This is a genomic window from Shewanella sp. BJSY2023SW001, assembly GCF_047314685.1.
In the GTDB taxonomy this organism is placed as follows: Bacteria; Pseudomonadota; Gammaproteobacteria; order Enterobacterales; family Shewanellaceae; genus Shewanella; species Shewanella indica.
This window is the reverse complement of the sequence record NZ_JBKORF010000018.1, coordinates 46,681-66,054: the sequence shown is the minus strand read 5'-3', so window position 1 is coordinate 66,054 and position 19,374 is coordinate 46,681. Positions and strand designations below refer to the sequence as shown.

Here is a 19,374-nt window from a genome sequence, read left to right as displayed (position 1 = left end):
TCAGGCAGCATAGGCCACTTCTTTCTGGCTTGAGGCGTGGTGGTTAACCGCACCAGTTGGTCGTGTTTTCCTAAAGAGCGTACCACTTCATATTGTGTCCCTTTCTTCAACGGCAGCAGCCAGTGGCTGTTAGGTTGAGCCTGTTGCCAGGCCTGCAAAAGCCCCAACGAATAAAAGCCTCTGTCAAACAGCGTCAGGCTGTTATTGGGGATGCTTGATATCAATTCAGCGGCTAAATTCATTTCACTGACAGCAACAGAATCAAAGGCACTGTTCAATACCAAGTGGCTGCTTAACTCCATCATGCAAACCATACGAATTTGCGGATAGGCAGCATCACCAGAAGCGTTGGCGGTTTTGGCAAAAGCCTGATTGTTTTGCTCACTATCAGGTGTTCGCCACACGACACCATCGCCCCCATAGAGGTTAAGCCCACACCAATGCGGATGCTCTGCTCTCTCATGCCAGGTCTTGGCACTTCGCTTAAACACATCCTGAACAACATCAGAGCCCAGCCGCTTGCGCGCTTGCGTGACAGCACTGCGAGCAACGTAATCCACCTCTTGAGGTAAGACGATATCAAGCTTATTGATGAGAGAGCGGACGGACTCGCCTCTGAATAGAGCCATACCAATCACCGCCCAAATCATGGCATCCATAGGTAACTTACGCCGCCTTAAACTGGCAACACCATGTGAATCAAGGCACGACTGAATTAACTCAGGCTCAAGCACATCGGCCAGACAGGTGAATTCGGTAAGACGATTGATATGAGTACGCGCCAAAGCTTCTGAAAGTTGCATAAAAAAATCCGATGACATGAGGTCATCGGATTTTGATCCTTTCAGTGAGATCGTCAAGCGATCTGTCTTAACTGATCGGCATTACCCGAGGGCGGGCGCTTTTGGCGTTTATTGTACGCCGTGGAAAACATAGTTTCGAACCACTAAAGATCAGCATCTTGCCAACCGGCTAGGTTGAATTCGCCGTATCAGTGTTTTATTCAGTCAAACCACTGACTTTGAGTTGCCTTAATCGTTATTGCCTGTCCCTGTCCATTGGATGTTGGCTTTAATCTCTTCCACCAAGCCGGCATCCTCTTCGGTAACATGACCTATAACACTGTAAATTTTGCCGACAACAGGCTGCTCGATATCGAATTGCGCCTGGCAGTATTCGATACCATTTTCTTCAGCGGGGAACAGATAGGCTGGAATGCGATATTCCATACCTTCGTAGCTGAGGTTGAGATCGTAAAACTCCCTTACCTCATCACAGCTGAAGTCGGTGTTGGGTACATCGAAGTAGAGCCCCACCTTGGCGCCGCCATTATCCGCCGCTGTCATCTGCATGGTCAGGTGACCGAGCTGATAGGTCGCTTCTGTGGCCGCCGGCAGCTCCGCTGTAAACATACGACCTTGGGCATCGTCATCAGACTCAATATCCAGACGTTTTTCTACATCATCGGCTTTGCTGAACAGGGTATAGCGACCGTCCCAAAGTTGCAGCACTTTGGCATTGTCACCGACACCGGCAATGGCGTCGTTCAGCTTGATGGTTTCCTGACGTTCAACACTTTCATCATCGCCGTACTCCAGCACCATTTGGCCTAGTTCATTGATGGTATAAGTGGAGACTTCCACGGTTGCAATAGCGGAGCATTCGCTGAGGTTGTTTTGAGTGCGGACATTACGCAGCACAGAGCCGTTTTTGAACTCCAGAGTATCACACCACACTTGCATCACACCGTCGTCGTGTTCGTCTGCAGAACCCCATTCTGTGATGAACCAGGTGTTGCCTTCCAGCGGATGTTTGGGCTCTGGTTCGACACCGTTACCGGCAACCTTGACTTTAAGATCGGCTCTCACAGCTGCATGTTTGCCGTCATTGACTGTCACAGTGACAACAAAGTCGCCGGCAACCAGAGGCTTGCCGGACAAACGCAATGAGTCACCTTGCTCAATTTTCAGGTCGATACCTTGCATATCCGTCATGGCGCTGAAGGTCAGTTGATCTTTATCCTGATCGCCAAATAGCTCATCCAGGTCAATCACCTGATCGATTTGATTGCCTACTGTCAGCGCCATGCGTGCCAGTTCAGCTTCCAGTTTGGCTTTTTCAGCCGGGTTGATGACAGGAGCATGGTTGATACTGCTGACTTCAATCTCAATTTCCAGCGGGTATGAGCGGGTGCCCTTGCTGTCGGTGGCGTAAGCGTGCAGCTCAATTTCACCGGCTACCTTAGGTGTGCCGCTGAGAACGCCTGTTTTGGCGTCGAATGCCAGGCCCAGGGTTTGCAGTGCAATGTTGCCATCTTCCTCCATCAGGCTCAGAGTGAAGTTGTCGTTGTCCTTGTCGGCAAAAGCGGCTGACAAATCTACGGCAGTCATCGGCTGACCCAGTTCCACTTCAATTTGGGTCAGCTTGTCCAGTTCAGCCTGGCTCAAGACAATATGAGGTCTGTGGTTGGACTCTACACCGCCTTCTGGAGTGATCACCGGCTCGTAGTCGTCGAGTTTGTCACCGGTTTGCACCTTGGCAGCCACATCTTCAACCAAACTTTGCAGATGCGCTTCAGCCAGGCCCTGATGGCTAACCAGAGTCTCGCCGACAATGTTCAGCGCTTGAGCGACTTTGTTGGCGTTGCTCTTGGCCAGATAGTCACCAAACAGCAGCTCTGGTTCGGCTTTAAGTTCAGCAAATTGAGCCGACACGGCTTTTTCGGCATCCGCCTTGGATACACCTTGGTTGGCGTCCATATGCTTGACAACCAAGTCTGTCAGCGGGCTGATCACCTGGCTGTTGGCCTCTTTGCTTGCCGGGGCTTTGAGCTCAAAGGCTTTTTTCACCAAGCCGCGACTTTCATCCATGGTCTTGTCGGCAATGGCTTTAACACACAGTGTTTGTCCCTGATATTGGCCATCGATCCGGGCAATACCGCCTTTGCCGGTTGTCGCCACTTTGGTTTGGCAGTTTTCGCCGACATAAACGTCGGCATTCACCAGATAACCATCAATGGCTGTGACCGAAAATGATTTGGTTGTGGGGGTGTCATTGTTGTCGTTGCCGCCGCAACCGGCCAGAGCCAGTGCTATTGACGCTGCAAGCAAAGTCGTCTTCTTCATTCTTTATCCTAAAATAATTTGAGCGCCTTGATGACGCCCATCCACCTTTTTAGATACAAAAGTTCCATTTAAAGGGGGACGGATGATAACTTTGATAAGGAAAAGATAAATTGATTGGATTCACATAAAATAATGATTAAAAACAGTGTGGTAGATTGAATTTTAAGCTGTGATTTAATTTTGAACACATATTGGTGTCATAATCGCCAAAAGTGCCGCTATCTGAGTTTTTACTTGTCAGAAGCAAGGAGTTGTGCCGCCTGAATGGATTGATAAACGCTTATAAATAAGAGGGTTATTGACAGCCTGTTAATTGCGTCTCGGGTAGGAGAAATGAAAGCTCAGGATTGAATTAGCCCTGATTTGGCCCAAGCCAATGTGCTGAGGTTAAGTCGCCGGTTTGTTAAAAGTTAACCTTGGTTCAGTTTAAAAAACAGCTCCGCAAGAGTGGCATCTGCGGAGCTGTTTTCAATGTAGATGAGAGTTAAGCCAAATTTAATGCCCGTCGCTCACTACTTTGTTTCAAAAACCTGTCTAAGGAGTTTTTTCAGTAGCTTAGGTTTTGGTAACTGGGCTCAGTAGCCTGCCGCTTCGCTGCCGGCACGGCGCGGGTCAGATGCACCAAATTTACCTTCTTCGGTCACCATAATGCTCTGGGTGCTGCCCATGGAACTTTTGACCTTGACCTGGTGGCCCATGGCTTCCAGCAGCGCTATGGTGTCACCATTGAGGCTGCGCTCAACCCGAATTTCATCCGGCAACCACTGGTGATGCATCCGCGGCGCAAAGCTGGCTTCGGCGATATTCAGGTCGTGGTCAATCACATTCATGATGATCTGCAGCACTGTGGTAATGATCCTGGCGCCCCCCGGGCTGCCGGTAACCAGAAACGGCTGGCCGTCTTTCATTATCATGGTCGGGCTCATGGAGCTCAATGGCCGCTTGTTGCCTTGTACCGAGTTGGCTTCACCGCCCACCAGACCATAACCGTTGGGGGTGCCGGGTTTGGCTGAGAAATCATCCATCTCATTATTCAGCAAAATCCCTGTACCATCGGCCACCAGCCCAGAGCCATAACTGAAGTTGAGGGTATAGGTGTTGGATACCGCATTGCCCCATTTGTCCACGACCGAGTAGTGAGTTGTCTGGTCACTTTCATAGGGGGCCAGCTTGCCGGGTTTGACCTGGCTTGAAGGGGTAGCGTGCTTGCTGTCGATGCTCTTGGCCAACGTCTTGGCATAATCCGGGCTCAACAGGGCTTTAACCGGCACAGGATAGAAATCCGGATCGCCGAGATACTCGCTGCGATCGGCATAGGCCCGTCTCATGGCCTCGGCCATAAGATGCAAAGTGGCGGCGGTGTTGTGGCCCAGATCATGGATGGGGTACTGCTCGAGAATGTTGAGGATCTCTATGATATGAATACCACCCGATGATGGCGGCGGCATGGAAACCACCTCATAGCCTCGATAGTGTCCGCGCACCGGCTGGCGCTCTATGGCCTGATAGTTGTTGAGATCCTCAAGGGTCATGATGCCGCCGGCGGCCTGAATGGCTCTCACCAGTTTCTCGGCGGTTTCCCCTTGGTAAAAGCCTTTGCTGCCCTGTTTGGCAATCAGCTCCAGTGAGTGAGCCAACTCAGGTTGCTTGATGATGTCGCCCGGTACAAAGCTGCTGCCATCTGCCTTGTAGAAGATAGCGGCAGAGCTTGGCCATTGGGAAATGCGGCGCTTAACCCCATCAAGGGAGTTGGCCAGATCTGAAGTAACGCTGATCCCATCCCGCGCCAGTTTGATCGCCGGGGCTATCACTTGCTCCCGTTTCATGGTGCCATACTTGGACAGGGCCAGCTCCATGCCCATCACAGTGCCGGGAACGCCTACCGCCAGGCCGTGCTCGCGGCTGAGTTTATTGACCGCATTACCCTTGTCATCAAGGAAGATATCCCTGTGGGCCTTGGAAGGAGCCATCTCCCGATAGTCTATGGCTATGGTCTTGTTTTCCTTCGCCAGGTGTACCAGCATGAAACCGCCGCCACCTATATTGCCGGCCCGGGGCAAAGTCACTGCCAGGGCATAACCCACTGCCACTGCTGCATCTACTGCGTTGCCGCCTTGCTTGAGAATATCCACCCCGATACGGGAAGCCAGTGCCTCTTGGCTGGAAACCATGCCATGCTTGGCCCAAACGGGCTGGGCTGTGGCCATTTCACTGTAAATCGAGGATTCGTTGGCGGTAACTTGTGGGCTGTAACTCAGGGTGGAGGCTGCAGGCAGAGCCAGAGCGACGGCGAAGATCAGCGGTTTTATCAGACGCACTATATTTCCTTATACTGCTTTTGCTTAAGTTGCTATGCAATGTGCCGCCAATTATCCTTGATTGCAAGTTTGCCTCGGCATATGGAATAAATTTGGACAATAAGCACTGGCAGTGGCGTTTTGCCGCCGGCATTGATGAGATCCCCGCCGCCGAGTGGGATCTGTGTCTGGCTGAAGATGGCCAAACAGAGCCGGACAACCCCTTTTGCCGGCATGCTTTTTTGAAGGCGCTGGAGCAAAGTGGCAGTGTTTGCGCCGCAGCCGGCTGGCAACCCATGCATTTACAGCTGTTTTGCAACGACAGGCGTTTGGCTGTGATGCCTCTCTATCTCAAGGATCACTCCTGGGGCGAATATGTGTTCGACTGGGCCTGGGCCGATGCCTATCAGCGCCACGGTGAAGCCTATTATCCCAAGTTGGTCTGCGCCATTCCCTTTACGCCTGTCACCGGCCCAAGACTCGGGATAGCGCCCGAGGCCAGGGCGGCGGCCGCTGATATCCAGCAGGCGCTGGGGAAACTATTTTGGCAACTGCTCGAAAGCTATTCCTCCTGGCATTGGCTGTTTGTCAGCAAGGGGCAGCTCGAGTCATTGCGGCAATTGCCCCAGACCTTGTTGCGGGAAGGCACGCAGTTTCATTGGTTTAACCGGGGTTACAGCCAGTTTGATGATTTTTTGGCGCGGCTCAACTCGAAACGGCGCAAGAATATTCTCAAAGAGCGCCGCGCCTTGGCTGACTTGCAGTTTGTCTGGCTCAGGGGCGATGAACTGCAAGATTGGCACTGGCAGCTTTTCTATCGCTGCTATCGGCAAACTTACCTGAAACGCTCCGGCCACCGGGGATATCTTCAGCCCGACTTTTTCAAGCTACTCGGTAAGTTGATGGCGGCCGAGGTGCGTTTGCTCCTGGTGCACCGAATGGGCGAAGCGCCGCAACAGGCGCTGGCATGCGCGCTTTATCTGCAGGGGAAAGATACGCTTTATGGCCGCTATTGGGGCGCACTTGAGGAGATCCCGGCGCTGCATTTCGAGGCCTGTTACTGGCAGGGGATTGACTATTGCATCAAGAACGGCCTCAGTTGCTTCAACGCCGGTGCCCAGGGGGAGCACAAGCTGATTCGCGGTTTTGAGTGTGTCACCACCTATTCGCTGCACGGCATAGCGCATCCAGGCTTTCGGGAGGCGATAGCCGATTTCTGTCAAACAGAGGCCGGCAACAACCGCTTGTATCAAGCGCAGTTGCAGCAGGCCTTACCCTACAAAAAGGGCGATTAACCCAGCGCCAGCCAGACACCGACCCCAAGCATCAGGCTGCCGGCTATCCGGTTGAGCAGGCGGACATTGTTGCCACGGCTCAAAAACAGCCTCAGGCTCTTGCCGCCGTTGGCATAGGCCAGCATGCAGATGAGTTCGGTACACATGATAATGCCGATGAGTGCCGTCAGTTGCGGTGCCATAGGTTGCTGCAGATTGATAAAGGGAGGCAGCAAGGAAATCATAAAGGCCCAGCCCTTGGGATTGGCAATGGCGGTGACAAAACCTTGGGAGATCAACGCTGTGCGCTTGATACTTCGTGGTTGGTCGAGATTGGCCATCTTGCCCTTGGCCCGCCACATATTGATGCCGAGCCAGATAAGATAGGCTCCACCAAGATATTTGAGTCCCTGGAAGATCATCGGATGTTTCAACATAATCGTGGCCACCCCCAGCACGGCCGCCAAAGCTACCAGGGCGACCCCCACGACTTCACCCAGCATCATCCACAGAGTGCGGCGCACCCCAATGCTCATCCCCAGTGTCATGGCCAGGGTCATGCACATTCCCGGGGTAACGGAAACAAAGAAAAAGGTTGGAATAAAAGCGGCGAGCAGGGCGTAGTCTTGCATTTTGGGTACAGCTATCTCTCAAAAAGGGAGATCAGTCTAATGAAATCCTACCGGGTGACAAAGTAAAAAATTGCAGTGCTCAATATACTAACAAGAGACCGATCATCAGATCGGTCTCAAACGGGGGATTTCGTTATCGGTTACAGCACGCCACGCTTCATTTGATCGCGCTCGATGGATTCGAACAACGCCTTGAAGTTACCCTCGCCAAAGCCGAGGTTGTTCTTGCGCTGAATAATTTCGATAAAGATCGGGCCGAACAGGTTTTTGGTGAAGATCTGCAGCAGATAGCCACTGTCATCCCCGTCCACCAGAATTTGATGATGCTTTATCTTGTCGCGGTTTTCCGTCACCTGCGGCACCTTGTCGAAGATGGTGTCGTAGTATTCAGGGATGATGTCCAGGGTCTCGATTGAGGTTCCTTCCATGGCATCGAGCGAGGCGACGATATCCCGGGTGCGGAACGCCAGATGTTGCACGCCCGGGCCGTTATATTCGCGCAGGTACTCATCAATCTGGTTTTTGTCGTCACCCTTGCCCTCATTGATGGGGATACAGAAGCTGCCATCGGGAGAGCGCAGAGCGTAGGAGACCAAGGCGGTTTGTACGCCGCTGATATCAAAGTAACGCACTTCGGTGAATCCGAAGATATCCTTATAGAAATCAGACCATTGTTCCATAGTACCCTTGTGGACATTGTTGGTCAGGTGATCTACTTCCATAAAGCCTTTTTCAGGGACTATCACAGGGGCAGGCAGGTCGACAAAGTCTGTCTTGTAGATGTTGTTCTGCTCGCCGAAACGGTCGATGAAGTAAATCAGGCTGTCGCCTATACCATAGATTGCCGGGTAAGGCAGGTCAGTGTGGGCCTGATCCGCCGGGCGGGCGCCGCGGGATACCGCCAGTTGCAGGGCATAGTTGGCATCTTCTACCCGCCAACCCATGGAGCAGATGGCCGGACCATGGTGCTTGGCAAATTCGGCGCTGAAGCCTTGACGCTCCTTGTTGAGCAGAAAGTTAATGTCGTTCTGCTTGTAGTAGAAAATCTCCCTGTCCTTGGCTTTTTTCAGCATTGAGAAACCAAAGTCGATAAAGACCTGGTGCATGAAATCACTGTCCGGGGTTGCAAACTCGGTAAATTCGATACCGAGCAGTCCCAGTGGATTCTTTTCGCTTGCCATTTCTATGTCCTCTTCAATGATGTTGCTTGCGGCCATTCTCTGATGGCCTTGCTGGATATTCGGGTCCGGGCTCAGCGTTCGAGCCAGGAGCGGTTGTAATCAGTACTCATGCAGCTCTGCACATGGGTGGTTAACTGCAGCGGGGCAAAGGTATCCACCATAACGGCGTATTCATAGGTGTCTTTCTTGCCGATGGAGGCTTCGGTGCGCCCGGGCTGCGGCCCATGAGGCACGCCTTTTTGATGCAGAGTCAGGTAACCGGCTTCTATGCCGGTGCGGCTCATAAAGTCGCCATCCACATAGTAGAGCACCTCGTCGCTGTCGATATTGTTGTGGTAGTAAGGTGCCGGGATAGCCTTGGGATGGAAGTCGTAAGGTCTGGGAACAAAGTTGCAGATAACAAAGTTGTGGGCGGTAAACACCAGATGATCCGAGGGGGGCAGGTGAATCTTGCCTACCTTGGGCGCGTACTCTGTGATATTGAAGGCCCAGGGGTAGACAAAACCGTCCCAACCCACCAGATCAAAAGGATGCCATTCCAGCTGAGTCAGCTGATACTTGTCGCCAAACTTGCTGACCAGTGGGAATTCCCCTTGCTCGACCTTGGCCTCTGTCAGTTCGGGTACCCGGATATCCCGCTCGCAATAGGGGGCTGACTCCAGCAACTGGCCATAGTCATTGCGAAAGTGTTTGGGGATCTCCACCATGGAGAAGGACTCGATCACCAACAGGCGCACATTAGTGTAGTCCTTGAATTTCAACTGATAGGTGGTGCCGCGGGGGATCACCAGATAGTCCCATTTTTGCACCTTGAGCTTGCCGTATTCACTTAAGAGCTCGCCTTCACCCTCGTGGACAAATACCACCTCGTCGGCGTAGGCATTGCGGTAAAACAGCTCGGTATCCTCGGTGACTCTGGCGGTATAAATCGCCAGATCCTGATTGAAGAAAATCTTGTTGCGGGCACAGAAGAAGTGCCCCTGCCTGTCGGCCTGTTTGCTGTCCAGTTTATAGTTCTGTACCAGGGAGTCCTGCCACACTTCTCCATGACTGAGCTTAAAAGGCTCAACAGTTAACGCCTTGGTAGGCATATTGTGGTGGTACTTGTTGGAATAGATATTGGAAAAGCCATGGGTTGAAAACAGCTCTTCACGGTAGAGTTCACCGGATGGCTTCTCAAATGCGATATGGCGCTTGTTGGGAACCTGCCCCTGTTTTACATAAAATGGCATTTGACTCTTCCTTGGTGGCGCTTGCTGTTAACCTTCTTTGGGAACCTTCGGCGGCCACTGTTGTTATTCTTGTTCTCTTTGCGCTCTTGTCTGTCGGAATTGCCGGTCGCTGGCAGCGCAAATGAGCCGTTTTTGTGATCTATCTTTCAATTTAGTTGCGTGCTTGTACAAAAAAAAGAATAATTATTCGGCATACTCAATCTAAAAATTTGATTGTCTTGTTGGATTTACGGGAGTGTAAACCTTGCGTATCGATATCGACGCCTTCAATGTGCTTAAGGTGGTGGTGGAAGAGGGCAGTTTTGCCAAGGCGGCAGAGCGTCTGCACAAGGCGCAGTCGGCGGTGAGCTATCAGATAAAGAAACTGGAACAATATCTTGGCGTTAATCTGCTGGACCGTAATCAATACCGGGCCGAGCTGACTCACGAAGGGCGGGTTATTCTGGCCGAGGGACAACGCTTACTGGCGCATCTTGGCAACATAGAACATCTGGCCAGCCGTTTCAGTGAGGGTTGGGAGCCCAGGTTGGAGCTGGTGATAGACGGCGCCTTGCCGATGGAGCCTATCATGACTGCCCTCAAGCGCATGACAGAGCATAAGATCCCGACCAAAATCCAGCTTAATATGGAGTTTCTCGGTGGGGTACAACACAGGTTTGAGCGCGACAGCGCTGATCTTATGTTGGTGAAAGACTATCGCAGCGGCCCCAGTTACCACCCCAAGCCCCTGCCTGCCATCACCAGCGTGTTGGTGGCAGGTAAAGGCCACCCCTTGACTTCGCGCCGCGGCATAACCCTGTCTGAATTGCAGCAACATGTGGAGCTTACCATCGAAGACTCATCACCGGTCAAGAGCCAGCGCGATGAGCTGCAGTTTGGCGGCGACAAGGTCTTTTATCTTTCCGGTTTTATTATGAAAAAGAACGCCTTGCTCAAGGGGCTGGGTTTTGGTTGGATGCCGGATTTTCTGATAACCGAAGAGCTGGCTTATGGTGATTTAAGTGAGCTGGACTTTGTCGGCGGCAGCCGTTTTCGTTTTATTCCTCAGTTGGTGTCGACGCTGGAACGCCCCCTTGGCCGCGCAGGAAGGCTGTTTACCGAGCTTATTCTGGAGGAGTTTGAGCGCTTTCAAGGGGATAACGCCTGCGGTTTGGGTTGAAGCATTCTGTTACTTTTTACTCAAATTACATCCACCTCCTCACTTGCTGTTTTGACATTTTATGTCATAGACTGAGTGCCAGGTCATTCAGACCCTAAACCATTGAGGGGGAGTTTCAATGAGCAAGAACAGCCATGAAGTGGATTATGAGATCAAGGGCGAGAGCATGCAGCTGGTTGAGGTGGAGCTGGATCCAGGCGAAACCGTGATAGCCGAGGCCGGCGCCATGACTTACATGGAGGAAGGGATCAGTTTTGAAGCCCGGATGGGCGATGGCTCAGAGCCGGATTCGGGCTTTTTCGGCAAGTTGATGGGGGCCGGTAAACGTATGCTGACAGGTGAAAGCCTGTTTATGACCCATTTCAGCAATCAGGGCCAGGGCAAACGCCGGGTGTCGTTCGCCGCACCTTATCCAGGCACTATTCTGGCAATCGATCTCGATGAGGTCGGCGGTGAACTCATTTTGCAGAAAGACAGTTTCCTGGCCGCGGCTATGGGGACCCAGGTGACCATGAGATTCAATAAGCGCCTGGGAACCGGTTTCTTCGGCGGTGAAGGCTTTATTTTGCAGAGCCTCAAGGGTGATGGCATGGCCTTTATTCACGCAGGTGGCACCTTGATCCGTAAAGAGCTCAAGGGCGAAACCCTGAGAGTGGATACCGGCTGTCTGGTGGGCTTTACCAATGGCATCGATTACGACATAGAGAGAGCCGGCTCTCTCAAGTCCATGGTGTTTGGTGGTGAAGGTTTATTTTTGGCGACACTTTCAGGCCATGGCACAGTGTGGCTGCAGAGCTTGCCGTTTTCCCGTATGGCCGACAGGATCATTGCCCATGCGCCTTCTGCCGGTGGCAGTGACAGGGGCGAGGGCTCAGTGCTTGGCGGAATTGGCCGTATGCTGGATGGGCGCTGAGAAGCGCTATTGGCGAAACTACCGGCAAAGATAGCAGTAAAGATTAAGGTAAAGATAGCAGCGAAGAAAGGCAGTCAAGCGCTTAACCTATTTTGCCGACAAACAAAAAAGCCATGGTTTCCACCATGGCTTTTTGCTTTGGAACTCAGGGCTTTGATAACGGCATCAGTGTTCCAGGATCTCAATGATCCTGCGGGTCTTGTCGTGCAGCTTGAACAGCGTGCCTTCTATGTCGACCGTTATCAGGCCATCATTGCCCAGGGGCACAACCACTCGGCCGCGGGCATAGATATCATTATCAAGGATATCGCCCCTGTGATAGCGCTTTTGCCAACCCGGAGGCAAAGGTTCACCCCGGGCGGCTTTCTTTTGCAGTCCCGGGGGTAAATCTTTATGGTCTTTATCCTGCTTGGCCAAAACGGCCGGACTGGCCAGCAGGGCACCCAGGCTGATTGCTACCAAGGTTTTGGATAGTTTGTTTGTCATAGTTTCTCTCCTGCGAGTAGAAGAATACGTTGCCATTCCTGCTCTGTAACCGGTTGCACGCTCAGTCTGGCCCCTTTTTGTACCAGATACATATGTTCGAGCTGCGAGTCTGCCTTGATCTCTTTCAGGCTGACTGTTTTGGCAAACTGCCGTTCAAAGCCGATATCCAGCTGGAACCAGCGCGGTGACTCTGGACTGGACTTGGGATCAAAGTAGGGTGATTCTGGATCCCAGGCCGTGGTATCGGCTTTGGCCTTTCCGACGACTCTGGCTGTGCCCACCACGCCCGGCGTTTTGCAACTGGAATGATAGAACAAAATGGCGTCGCCGATTTGCAGTTCATCGCGAATAAAGTTGCGAGCCTGATAATTGCGGATCCCGCACCAGGGTTCCACCTTGACCCGCTGTAGATCGTCGATGCTGAATTCATCGGGTTCGGATTTCATCAACCAGTACTTCATGCTGGCACTCCTTGAGTGTTTTTACCAGAAAAGCTTACCAGCCTGTTAAGCACTTATTCAGCAAGGCAGGGGCAGACTGACCTCATTAGATTGGTAGATTATGCATTATTGTGATAATCGATGTAAAAGATTAGGAGTCGCCTATGGCCACACTTAGCCTGACAGCTTCAACTGCTGATTATCAAACTTATCGCCATGATTTTGCCCGCGGGGAACAGGATTACGACCCCGCGACAGTCCATAAATTTGTTGCCGAAATGAAGCGCCAAGGCATGTTGCTCAACGAGTTCAGTTGGGATGATTGGTATCAAAACAGCCATATGGTCGACAGGCCTGAATATATCGCCGATGCTTCCTTGTATGAATGCCGCTTGCTGCTCAGTGCCATGGCGCGCTTAGAGCGTTTCAGCCCGGGTGTCCTGCAGAACATGCGCCGCCAGGGGGTCATGTTGGCCTTACTGGAAAGAATGCAGCAATTGCAAAAGGCGGCCTGAGGATATTCGGTCGCTGTTACCGTGCATTTTGCGGCCATGATCCGTCATCGGCAGGCTTTTTATTCAGGGCTCCTTTGGGGGCCCTGATGGTTTTTGAGCCATTATTCTTTAGTCTAAAAGCCGGTTTCCTTGCTTGTTATTCCAATACGCCATTCGTTAGAGTCGTTATGAACCCTGCGCCCAGGCCGCAGTGAAAGCCGATCATTGCCGCTGTTTTTGATGCTTTTCAGACGCTGCCAATATGGCTTCACACTGTGAGGGGAGGGCCGCCGGCTCAGGGTGACAGACTCTTCCTATAACGATAAAACAACGCACGGAGGCTTAGATGTCTGCCAACAAGACAAGCAAGCAACTCAATGATTTACCTCTGTCACAGAGCCGTTATCTGGGGCACAGTAATACTCCCTTGATAGACAAGACCATAGGTCAGTATTTGCAGGATATCTGCAACCGCTATCCGGACAATACAGCTGTGGTGATGCATCATCAGCAACTGCGCTGGAGTTATGCGCGCTATCTTGAAGAGATAGATAAGTTGGCCACAGGCCTGTTGGCACTGGGTATCGGCCCCGGGGACAGGGTCGGGATCTGGTCGCCCAATAATATCGAGTGGTGTCTGACTCAGTTTGCCACCGCCAGAATTGGCGCCATCATGGTGTGCATCAACCCGGCTTATCGCCCGGAAGAGCTGGAATATGCACTTACTAATGTGGGCTGTAAGGCTCTGATCACTCACGATAAGTTCAAGTCCAGCGATTACCTGGCGATGCTGAATGAGTTGGCGCCGGAGCTCAGTGATGCCGAGCCCGGTAAGCTGGTGTCCAGTCGTCTGCCGGAACTGCGCTGCGTTATTCGCACCGGCAGTGACAAGACGCCGGGCATGCTGAATTTCCCCGAGGTATGTGCCATGGGCTCTGAGGCGGAATATGCCGATCTCAAAGGCATAGGTGAGCGTCTATCGGCCAATGATGCCATCAACATCCAGTTCACTTCAGGCACCACGGGTAACCCCAAAGGCGCCACGCTGACTCACCATAATATTCTCAACAACGGCATGCTGGTGGCCGATGCCATGGGCTTTGGCCCGGATGATAAGCTTTGTATTCCAGTGCCCCTGTACCACTGTTTTGGCATGGTGCTGGGGAATCTGGTGTGTCTGGCCAAAGGCGCCACGGCCGTATTCCCATCCGATGCCTTTGACCCTACGACTACCCTCAAGGTGGTCGAGCAGGAGCGCTGCACTGGACTGCACGGGGTACCAACCATGTTTATCGCCGAATTGGAGCTGGCCAATTTCCAGGATTATGACCTCAGCAGTTTGCGCACCGGGGTGATGGCCGGCGCCACCTGTCCTGAGGAGTTGATGAAACGGGTGCATAAGCTGATGCATATGACAGAAGTCGTTATCGCTTACGGCCAAACTGAATGCAGCCCGATCAATAATATGACAGAGGTGGAATCTTCATTTGAGAAACAAGTCACTACCGTTGGCCGGGCACTGCCCCATACCGAGGTGAAGATCATTGATGAATTCGGTGAGATTGTACCTATAGGGCAGCCGGGGGAAGTATGTAGCCGAGGTTATTGTGTGATGCAGGGTTACTGGAACGATCCGGCCAAAACCCAAGCCACCATAGATAAAGAAGGCTGGCTGCATTCGGGCGATCTCGGAGTGATGGACAGCGAAGGATATGTACAGATAGTCGGTCGCATCAAAGATATGATTATCCGGGGCGGTGAGAACATCTATCCACGGGAGATTGAAGAGAAACTCTACACCCATAGTGAAATTCAAGATGCTGCAGTATTCGGGGTACAGAGTGAAAAATACGGTGAAGAGGTGTGCGCCTGGATCAAGATACGTCCCGGCAGTACCGTCACTGAAGATGAAATCCGCCACTTCCTGACCGAGAAGGTGGCTTATTTCAAGGTGCCGCGTTATATCAAGTTTGTTGAACAATACCCTATGACGGTCACCGGCAAAATCCAGAAGTTCCGCATGCGTGAGCTGATGTATGAAGAGCTGCACCGGGATATCAACGCTTGAGTCATTTAAACCGCAACAGTAAAAGAGAAGCGCCGCATTGCGGCGCTTCTTTATGATCATGAATTACTTGCCGAATGGAATCGGTCTAGGGGTGTCTTTGTTGGATGGCGGCAGAATGGGCATTTCTACCTTGGGCTGTTCGCCGGTCAGCGACTTGAGGAAGGCCACCATCTCTTGGGTTTCTTTCTCGGTCAGTTTCTGACCCAACTGGATATCCGACATGGTGTTGACCGCCTCTTCCAGCTCCCAAACACTGCCGTCATGGAAGTAGGGGTAGGTGAGTTCAATGTTACGCAGTGTCGGCACCTTGAACACCATCTTGTCGGCTTCCTTACCCGTTACCGCCTTGCGGCCTTCGGCAGGGTTATCCGTGTGGAAAGGTTTGATAAGTCCCATCTTCATATACATGGTGCCACCGACCGCCGGACCATTATGGCAAGCGACACAGCCTTTGTCCTTGAACAGTTGATAACCGGCTTTGGCTTCGGCGCTGATGGCATTTTTGTCGCCTTCCAGATACTTGTCAAAGGGACTGTTGGGGGTCACCAGTGTCTTTTCAAAGGCGGCAATTGCATCTGTGATCCTGTCGATGTTGACCTCTTCAGAGCCGTAAACCTGCTTGAAGCGGGCGCGGTAAGCCGGCATGGAGGCAACGGTTTCGGACGCCAGTTCATGAGTAAATCCCATCTCCTTGGGGTTGGCTATTGGACCTGCGGCCTGTTCCTTGAGATCTTTGGCGCGGCCATCCCAGAACTGTGCCAGCATATAATCGGCGTTCAATACGGTAGGCGAGTTGATAGGGCCTTCTTGCCAGGCATGACCGATAGAGGTTGGCAGGGCATCTACCCCTCCCATGGAAAGATTGTGACATGAATTACAGGAGATAAACCCGGACTTTGATAATCTGGGTTCGAAGTAAAGCATTTTTCCGAGTTCGACTTTTTCCGGCTCGGTGATTTTCACCGGCTTGATAATTTCGATAGGCTCAGCCGCCTGAGCCGCAGTCATCCCGAGGGCTGCCGTTACAGCCATGACCAGTGCTTGATATCTCATTGCTATCACCTCTAATAGGCTTACTTTGTGTGTGGTTATTTGCCCATCATAGTGATAGAAGGAGAGCTTTGACAGCTGTTAATATCGATTGGCTCTATCGTTGATTTAGATAGGTTTTTTGTGATGATTACCGCGGTTTTAGCCTCCAATTTTAGCTATCTTACCCAAATCGAACTTTTTCACATTTTCATCTCTCGTCACACTTTGGTTTAAAGTGTGCGGTAAGCTGTATTTTTTGTGTCCGGCGCTGATTGAGACTGGTAGCTGCCAGACATCGACAAGCTATACTCTGTTAACTTCCGGAATGCTTATGGGGTTGGCCTTGGCATATGGAGTGGCATTATGGCAAAAACAGCTATTACCTTTTTCGGCCGTTCTGCGCTGCACGTCCTCTTGTTGTTGCTACTTTATAGTGGCAGCTCTTCTGTGCGCGCCGATACCCTGCAATTGAGCTCGCTTAATTGGCCCCCCTACACAGGTCAGATGTTGCAACAACAGGGAGCCTGTGTTGCCGTGGTCAAGGCGGCACTGGCCGCCATGGGCCATGACCTCAAAGTCAATTTCTACCCCTGGAGCCGGGCAGTGAAGTTGGCAGGCATGCCCGGATCTCCCTATCTTGGTTACTTTCCAGAGTATTATCACCAAAGTGATAAGTTTATCTTTTCCAAGCCATTAGGCTTTAGTCAATTGGCCTTGGTGGAGCAATCCCAGCGGCCAGTGAGCTGGCAACAGTTGCAGGACTTGCAGCGTTACAATCTCGGGGTGGTCAAGGATTATGTTAATACCGAAAGTCTGGATCGGGCCATGGACTCAGGCCGGCAACCCTTCGAGCTGGCCAATTCCGATGAACAAAACCTTCGCAAATTGGCGGCCGCCAGAATTGATGCCGTGGTGATCGATGCCAATGTCTATCGTTACCTGCTGCGGCAAAAGGGGATGGAAGATATGGAAGGCAAACTTAAACTGAATCGGCAATTGCTGGCCAGCAAGGGCTTGCTGGTAGCTTTTCGAAATTCCGAAGAGGGACAACGCTGGCGGGATATTTTCGACCAGGGGCTGGCCCGTATCGATGCCAAGAGCATATTGGAGCAACACCTAAAGTATCATTGAGTTGTCATCCAAAGCGGCTAAATTGAGCACTTTACCCCAGATGGACGTGTCTGTGACAGAAAGTGCCTATGAACTTGAACTGCTTGCCGAGCTGGAGCATAAATACCAGCAACACTTGAATGCCAGGTCTTTGGCCCAAGTCGGCTTTGCCGGGAAGACGCACGATGTGCGGGCGCTGGAGCTGGGGAACCCAAACGCCAGGGTGCCCACAGTGCTGTTCGTCGGCGGCGTTCACGGGATAGAGCGCATCGGCAGCCAGGTGATACTGGCGCTTCTTGGCAGCCTGTTGACCCGCTGCGGTTGGGATAAACATCTGCAGTTGATGTTAACTCAGATACGGCTGGCGTTTGTACCTGTGTTGAATCCCATCGGCCTTATCCGGGGAACTCGCGCCAATGGCAATGGGGTCGATTTGATGCGCAATGCTCCCATAGATGCCCGCGGCTCAGTGACTTTTATGGTCGGCGGTCAACGGCTTTCCCGCCATCTTCCCTGGTATCGGGGCCGCAGCAATCAGCTGGAAGCCGAGACCCGGGCGATTATTGACTACAGTAATGATCTTATGGCCCGCGGCAGCAGCTTGATTGTGCTCGATGCTCACTCAGGTTTTGGCCTGGTGGATCATATCTGGTTTCCCTTTGCCTGTAAGGACACGCCTTTTGCCCGCTTGGGGGAGGTGTATCATCTAAAGCAGTTGTTCGAAATGAGCTACCCCCATCATTGTCATTATCATATTGCGCCTCAAAGCCGCTTCTATCGCACCCACGGCGATATTTGGGATTATTTGGTCAGTTGTAACCCCCAAGTGCCTTTCCTTCCTTTAACGCTGGAAATGGGCTCCTGGGCCTGGGTTAAAAAGAATCCCAGGCAATTGCTGCGCTTCTCCGGTTATTTCAACCCTCAAAAGCAGCACAGGCTGCAGCGTATTTTACGGCGTCACTTTACCCTGATGCAGTTCTTGCTCGATGTGGGGTATGCTCAGGTACTGGAACAACTGCCTGAACTTCATCGACATCACCTGGACTATCAGGCACGAAACTTTTGGTATCCACAAGCGGCGGAGAAACCAAGTCATGACTGAGCAGCAAACCTGGGTGCTGATCCGTGGCCTGATGCGCGATAAACGTCATTGGCAAGCCTTTGCCGATAATCTGCTGGCGGCGGGGTTTCGGGTGGAGCTCATCGATCTGCCTGGAAATGGCGATAGGGTGGCGGATATCAGCCCCTGGGATATTCAGGATTATGCAGACTTTGTTGCAGATGAACTGCTGCGGCGCAAGGTGGCTAAATGCCGAATATTGGCTATTTCCATGGGCGCCATGGTGGCCATGGAAATAGCCGGGAAAAATGACGCTGAAGATGGCCGCCAAAAGGAGTTTCAGATTGAGGGGCTTTTATTGCTCAACAGCAGCGCCGCCGATCTTTCGCCTTGGTATCAGAGATTTCGGCTGCAAGCCCTGCTGCGAGCCTTGTGCTCCAGAGTCAAAGGTGAGGGCATTCAATGGCGCGAGGCGACGATTCTTGCGCTTACCAGTCTTGCCCATGCCAAAGATAAGTCTCTGTGCCGTCACTGGAGCCAACTGGCGCTTGAGGCCAAAACCACACTCGCCAATGGCCTGCGACAAATTGTTGCCTCGGCACGCTTTCGCTCCCCGGCTAACTTGCGGGTGCCGGCAGTCATTGTTTATGGCTGTGATGATCGCCTGGTTTCGCCCAAGTGCAGCGTTCGCCTGGCGGCCAAATATCGACAAAAGCCGATTCCTTTTTGCCGCTGCGGTCATGATGTGGCGTTGGATAGGCCTGAGTTATTGCTGGAGTTGGTGCAGCGTTTGAGTCGACAAACGCCTTAGACTTGCTTGGGGAAGTTTGAGCCCAGGTCAAAATCGAAGCAGATATCCGACCTGGGCTTT

General features: G+C 52.1%; 17 protein-coding genes. 8 read left to right on the top strand and 9 right to left on the bottom strand.

Annotated features, from left to right (window positions below):
* From ACMHXH_RS04105 to ggt, 3 genes are all read right to left on the bottom strand, one after another.
* Positions 1 to 821 (bottom strand): IS4 family transposase (locus tag ACMHXH_RS04105; RefSeq protein WP_413737646.1); only part of this gene is annotated, 821 nt, incomplete at its 3' end.
* Positions 822 to 1,031: 210 nt separating this feature from the next.
* A complete protein-coding gene (locus tag ACMHXH_RS04100; protein WP_335912708.1) occupies positions 1,032 to 3,125 on the bottom strand; it encodes a hypothetical protein in 2,094 nt (697 codons plus the stop codon).
* A 575-nt stretch (positions 3,126 to 3,700) separates the two neighbouring features.
* Positions 3,701 to 5,443: a gamma-glutamyltransferase gene (gene ggt / locus ACMHXH_RS04095; protein WP_039033378.1), complete on the bottom strand. Its 1,743-nt coding sequence runs from the start codon at positions 5,441 to 5,443 to the stop codon at positions 3,701 to 3,703.
* 92 nt (positions 5,444 to 5,535) lie between these two features.
* On the opposite strand from ggt, the gene ACMHXH_RS04090 reads away from it, so the two are divergent.
* Positions 5,536 to 6,717 (top strand): GNAT family N-acetyltransferase, encoded by a 1,182-nt coding sequence (locus ACMHXH_RS04090; protein WP_319619437.1) that lies wholly within the window; start codon positions 5,536 to 5,538, stop codon positions 6,715 to 6,717.
* Here ACMHXH_RS04090 and ACMHXH_RS04085 read toward each other — a convergent pair.
* The 3 genes from ACMHXH_RS04085 to ACMHXH_RS04075 form a co-directional block, all read right to left on the bottom strand.
* Entirely contained in the window at positions 6,714 to 7,328 is a 615-nt protein-coding gene (locus ACMHXH_RS04085; RefSeq protein ID WP_039033377.1) for a LysE family translocator, read from the bottom strand. The genes ACMHXH_RS04090 and ACMHXH_RS04085 overlap by 4 nt on opposite strands.
* A 140-nt stretch (positions 7,329 to 7,468) precedes the next feature.
* Positions 7,469 to 8,509: a 4-hydroxyphenylpyruvate dioxygenase gene (hppD, locus tag ACMHXH_RS04080; RefSeq protein ID WP_039033461.1), complete on the bottom strand. Its 1,041-nt coding sequence runs from the start codon at positions 8,507 to 8,509 to the stop codon at positions 7,469 to 7,471.
* A gap of 71 nt (positions 8,510 to 8,580) precedes the next feature.
* Positions 8,581 to 9,741 (bottom strand): homogentisate 1,2-dioxygenase, encoded by a 1,161-nt coding sequence (locus ACMHXH_RS04075; protein WP_039033376.1) that lies wholly within the window; start codon positions 9,739 to 9,741, stop codon positions 8,581 to 8,583.
* A gap of 244 nt (positions 9,742 to 9,985) precedes the next feature.
* On the opposite strand from ACMHXH_RS04075, the gene ACMHXH_RS04070 reads away from it, so the two are divergent.
* Both ACMHXH_RS04070 and ACMHXH_RS04065 read left to right on the top strand, forming a co-directional pair.
* A complete protein-coding gene (locus ACMHXH_RS04070) occupies positions 9,986 to 10,900 on the top strand; it encodes a LysR family transcriptional regulator (RefSeq protein WP_039033375.1) in 915 nt (304 codons plus the stop codon).
* 118 nt (positions 10,901 to 11,018) lie between these two features.
* Positions 11,019 to 11,813 (top strand): TIGR00266 family protein, encoded by a 795-nt coding sequence (locus ACMHXH_RS04065; protein ID WP_039033374.1) that lies wholly within the window; start codon positions 11,019 to 11,021, stop codon positions 11,811 to 11,813.
* Positions 11,814 to 11,978: 165 nt separating this feature from the next.
* On the opposite strand, the gene ACMHXH_RS04060 is transcribed toward ACMHXH_RS04065, so the two are convergent.
* Both ACMHXH_RS04060 and ACMHXH_RS04055 read right to left on the bottom strand, forming a co-directional pair.
* Positions 11,979 to 12,299, bottom strand: a complete 321-nt coding sequence (locus ACMHXH_RS04060; RefSeq protein WP_039033373.1) for a hypothetical protein — start codon at positions 12,297 to 12,299, stop codon at positions 11,979 to 11,981.
* A complete protein-coding gene (locus tag ACMHXH_RS04055) occupies positions 12,296 to 12,760 on the bottom strand; it encodes an EVE domain-containing protein (RefSeq protein ID WP_039033372.1) in 465 nt (154 codons plus the stop codon). The genes ACMHXH_RS04060 and ACMHXH_RS04055 overlap by 4 nt, the downstream gene beginning before the upstream one ends.
* Before the next feature lie 143 nt (positions 12,761 to 12,903).
* Here ACMHXH_RS04055 and ACMHXH_RS04050 point away from each other — a divergent pair, with 143 nt between their 5' ends.
* Both ACMHXH_RS04050 and ACMHXH_RS04045 read left to right on the top strand, forming a co-directional pair.
* Entirely contained in the window at positions 12,904 to 13,254 is a 351-nt protein-coding gene (locus ACMHXH_RS04050) for a DUF6508 domain-containing protein (protein ID WP_039033371.1), read from the top strand.
* Positions 13,255 to 13,579: 325 nt separating this feature from the next.
* Positions 13,580 to 15,301: an AMP-binding protein gene (locus tag ACMHXH_RS04045; protein ID WP_039033370.1), complete on the top strand. Its 1,722-nt coding sequence runs from the start codon at positions 13,580 to 13,582 to the stop codon at positions 15,299 to 15,301.
* Between the two features lie 63 nt (positions 15,302 to 15,364).
* On the opposite strand, the gene ACMHXH_RS04040 is transcribed toward ACMHXH_RS04045, so the two are convergent.
* A complete protein-coding gene (locus ACMHXH_RS04040) occupies positions 15,365 to 16,354 on the bottom strand; it encodes a cytochrome-c peroxidase (protein ID WP_052247979.1) in 990 nt (329 codons plus the stop codon).
* Positions 16,355 to 16,696: 342 nt separating this feature from the next.
* Between ACMHXH_RS04040 and ACMHXH_RS04035 the strand changes: the two genes are divergently transcribed.
* The 3 genes from ACMHXH_RS04035 to ACMHXH_RS04025 are packed head-to-tail and all read left to right on the top strand — an operon-like array spanning position 16,697 to position 19,314.
* Positions 16,697 to 17,464, top strand: a complete 768-nt coding sequence (locus ACMHXH_RS04035; RefSeq protein ID WP_335912707.1) for a transporter substrate-binding domain-containing protein — start codon at positions 16,697 to 16,699, stop codon at positions 17,462 to 17,464.
* A 52-nt stretch (positions 17,465 to 17,516) separates the two neighbouring features.
* Positions 17,517 to 18,545 (top strand): M14 family zinc carboxypeptidase, encoded by a 1,029-nt coding sequence (locus ACMHXH_RS04030; protein ID WP_412499004.1) that lies wholly within the window; start codon positions 17,517 to 17,519, stop codon positions 18,543 to 18,545.
* Positions 18,538 to 19,314, top strand: a complete 777-nt coding sequence (locus ACMHXH_RS04025; RefSeq protein ID WP_071475848.1) for an alpha/beta fold hydrolase — start codon at positions 18,538 to 18,540, stop codon at positions 19,312 to 19,314. Before ACMHXH_RS04030 ends, ACMHXH_RS04025 begins: the two co-directional genes overlap by 8 nt.
* Positions 19,315 to 19,374: the final 60 nt, after the last annotated feature.

What these genes read in the sequence shown, in the direction of transcription:
- ACMHXH_RS04035 (WP_335912707.1), top strand. Translation starts at nt 16,697, where the DNA reads ATGGCAAAAACAGCTATTACCTTTTTCGGCCGTTCTGCGCTGCACGTC.
- ACMHXH_RS04060 (WP_039033373.1), bottom strand. Translation starts at nt 12,299, where the DNA reads ATGACAAACAAACTATCCAAAACCTTGGTAGCAATCAGCCTGGGTGCC.
- ACMHXH_RS04075 (WP_039033376.1), bottom strand. Translation starts at nt 9,741, where the DNA reads ATGCCATTTTATGTAAAACAGGGGCAGGTTCCCAACAAGCGCCATATC.
- ACMHXH_RS04085 (WP_039033377.1), bottom strand. Translation starts at nt 7,328, where the DNA reads ATGCAAGACTACGCCCTGCTCGCCGCTTTTATTCCAACCTTTTTCTTT.
- ACMHXH_RS04055 (WP_039033372.1), bottom strand. Translation starts at nt 12,760, where the DNA reads ATGAAGTACTGGTTGATGAAATCCGAACCCGATGAATTCAGCATCGAC.
- ACMHXH_RS04025 (WP_071475848.1), top strand. Translation starts at nt 18,538, where the DNA reads ATGACTGAGCAGCAAACCTGGGTGCTGATCCGTGGCCTGATGCGCGAT.
- ACMHXH_RS04100 (WP_335912708.1), bottom strand. Translation starts at nt 3,125, where the DNA reads ATGAAGAAGACGACTTTGCTTGCAGCGTCAATAGCACTGGCTCTGGCC.
- ACMHXH_RS04045 (WP_039033370.1), top strand. Translation starts at nt 13,580, where the DNA reads ATGTCTGCCAACAAGACAAGCAAGCAACTCAATGATTTACCTCTGTCA.
- ACMHXH_RS04050 (WP_039033371.1), top strand. Translation starts at nt 12,904, where the DNA reads ATGGCCACACTTAGCCTGACAGCTTCAACTGCTGATTATCAAACTTAT.
- ACMHXH_RS04065 (WP_039033374.1), top strand. Translation starts at nt 11,019, where the DNA reads ATGAGCAAGAACAGCCATGAAGTGGATTATGAGATCAAGGGCGAGAGC.
- ACMHXH_RS04040 (WP_052247979.1), bottom strand. Translation starts at nt 16,354, where the DNA reads ATGAGATATCAAGCACTGGTCATGGCTGTAACGGCAGCCCTCGGGATG.
- hppD (WP_039033461.1), bottom strand. Translation starts at nt 8,509, where the DNA reads ATGGCAAGCGAAAAGAATCCACTGGGACTGCTCGGTATCGAATTTACC.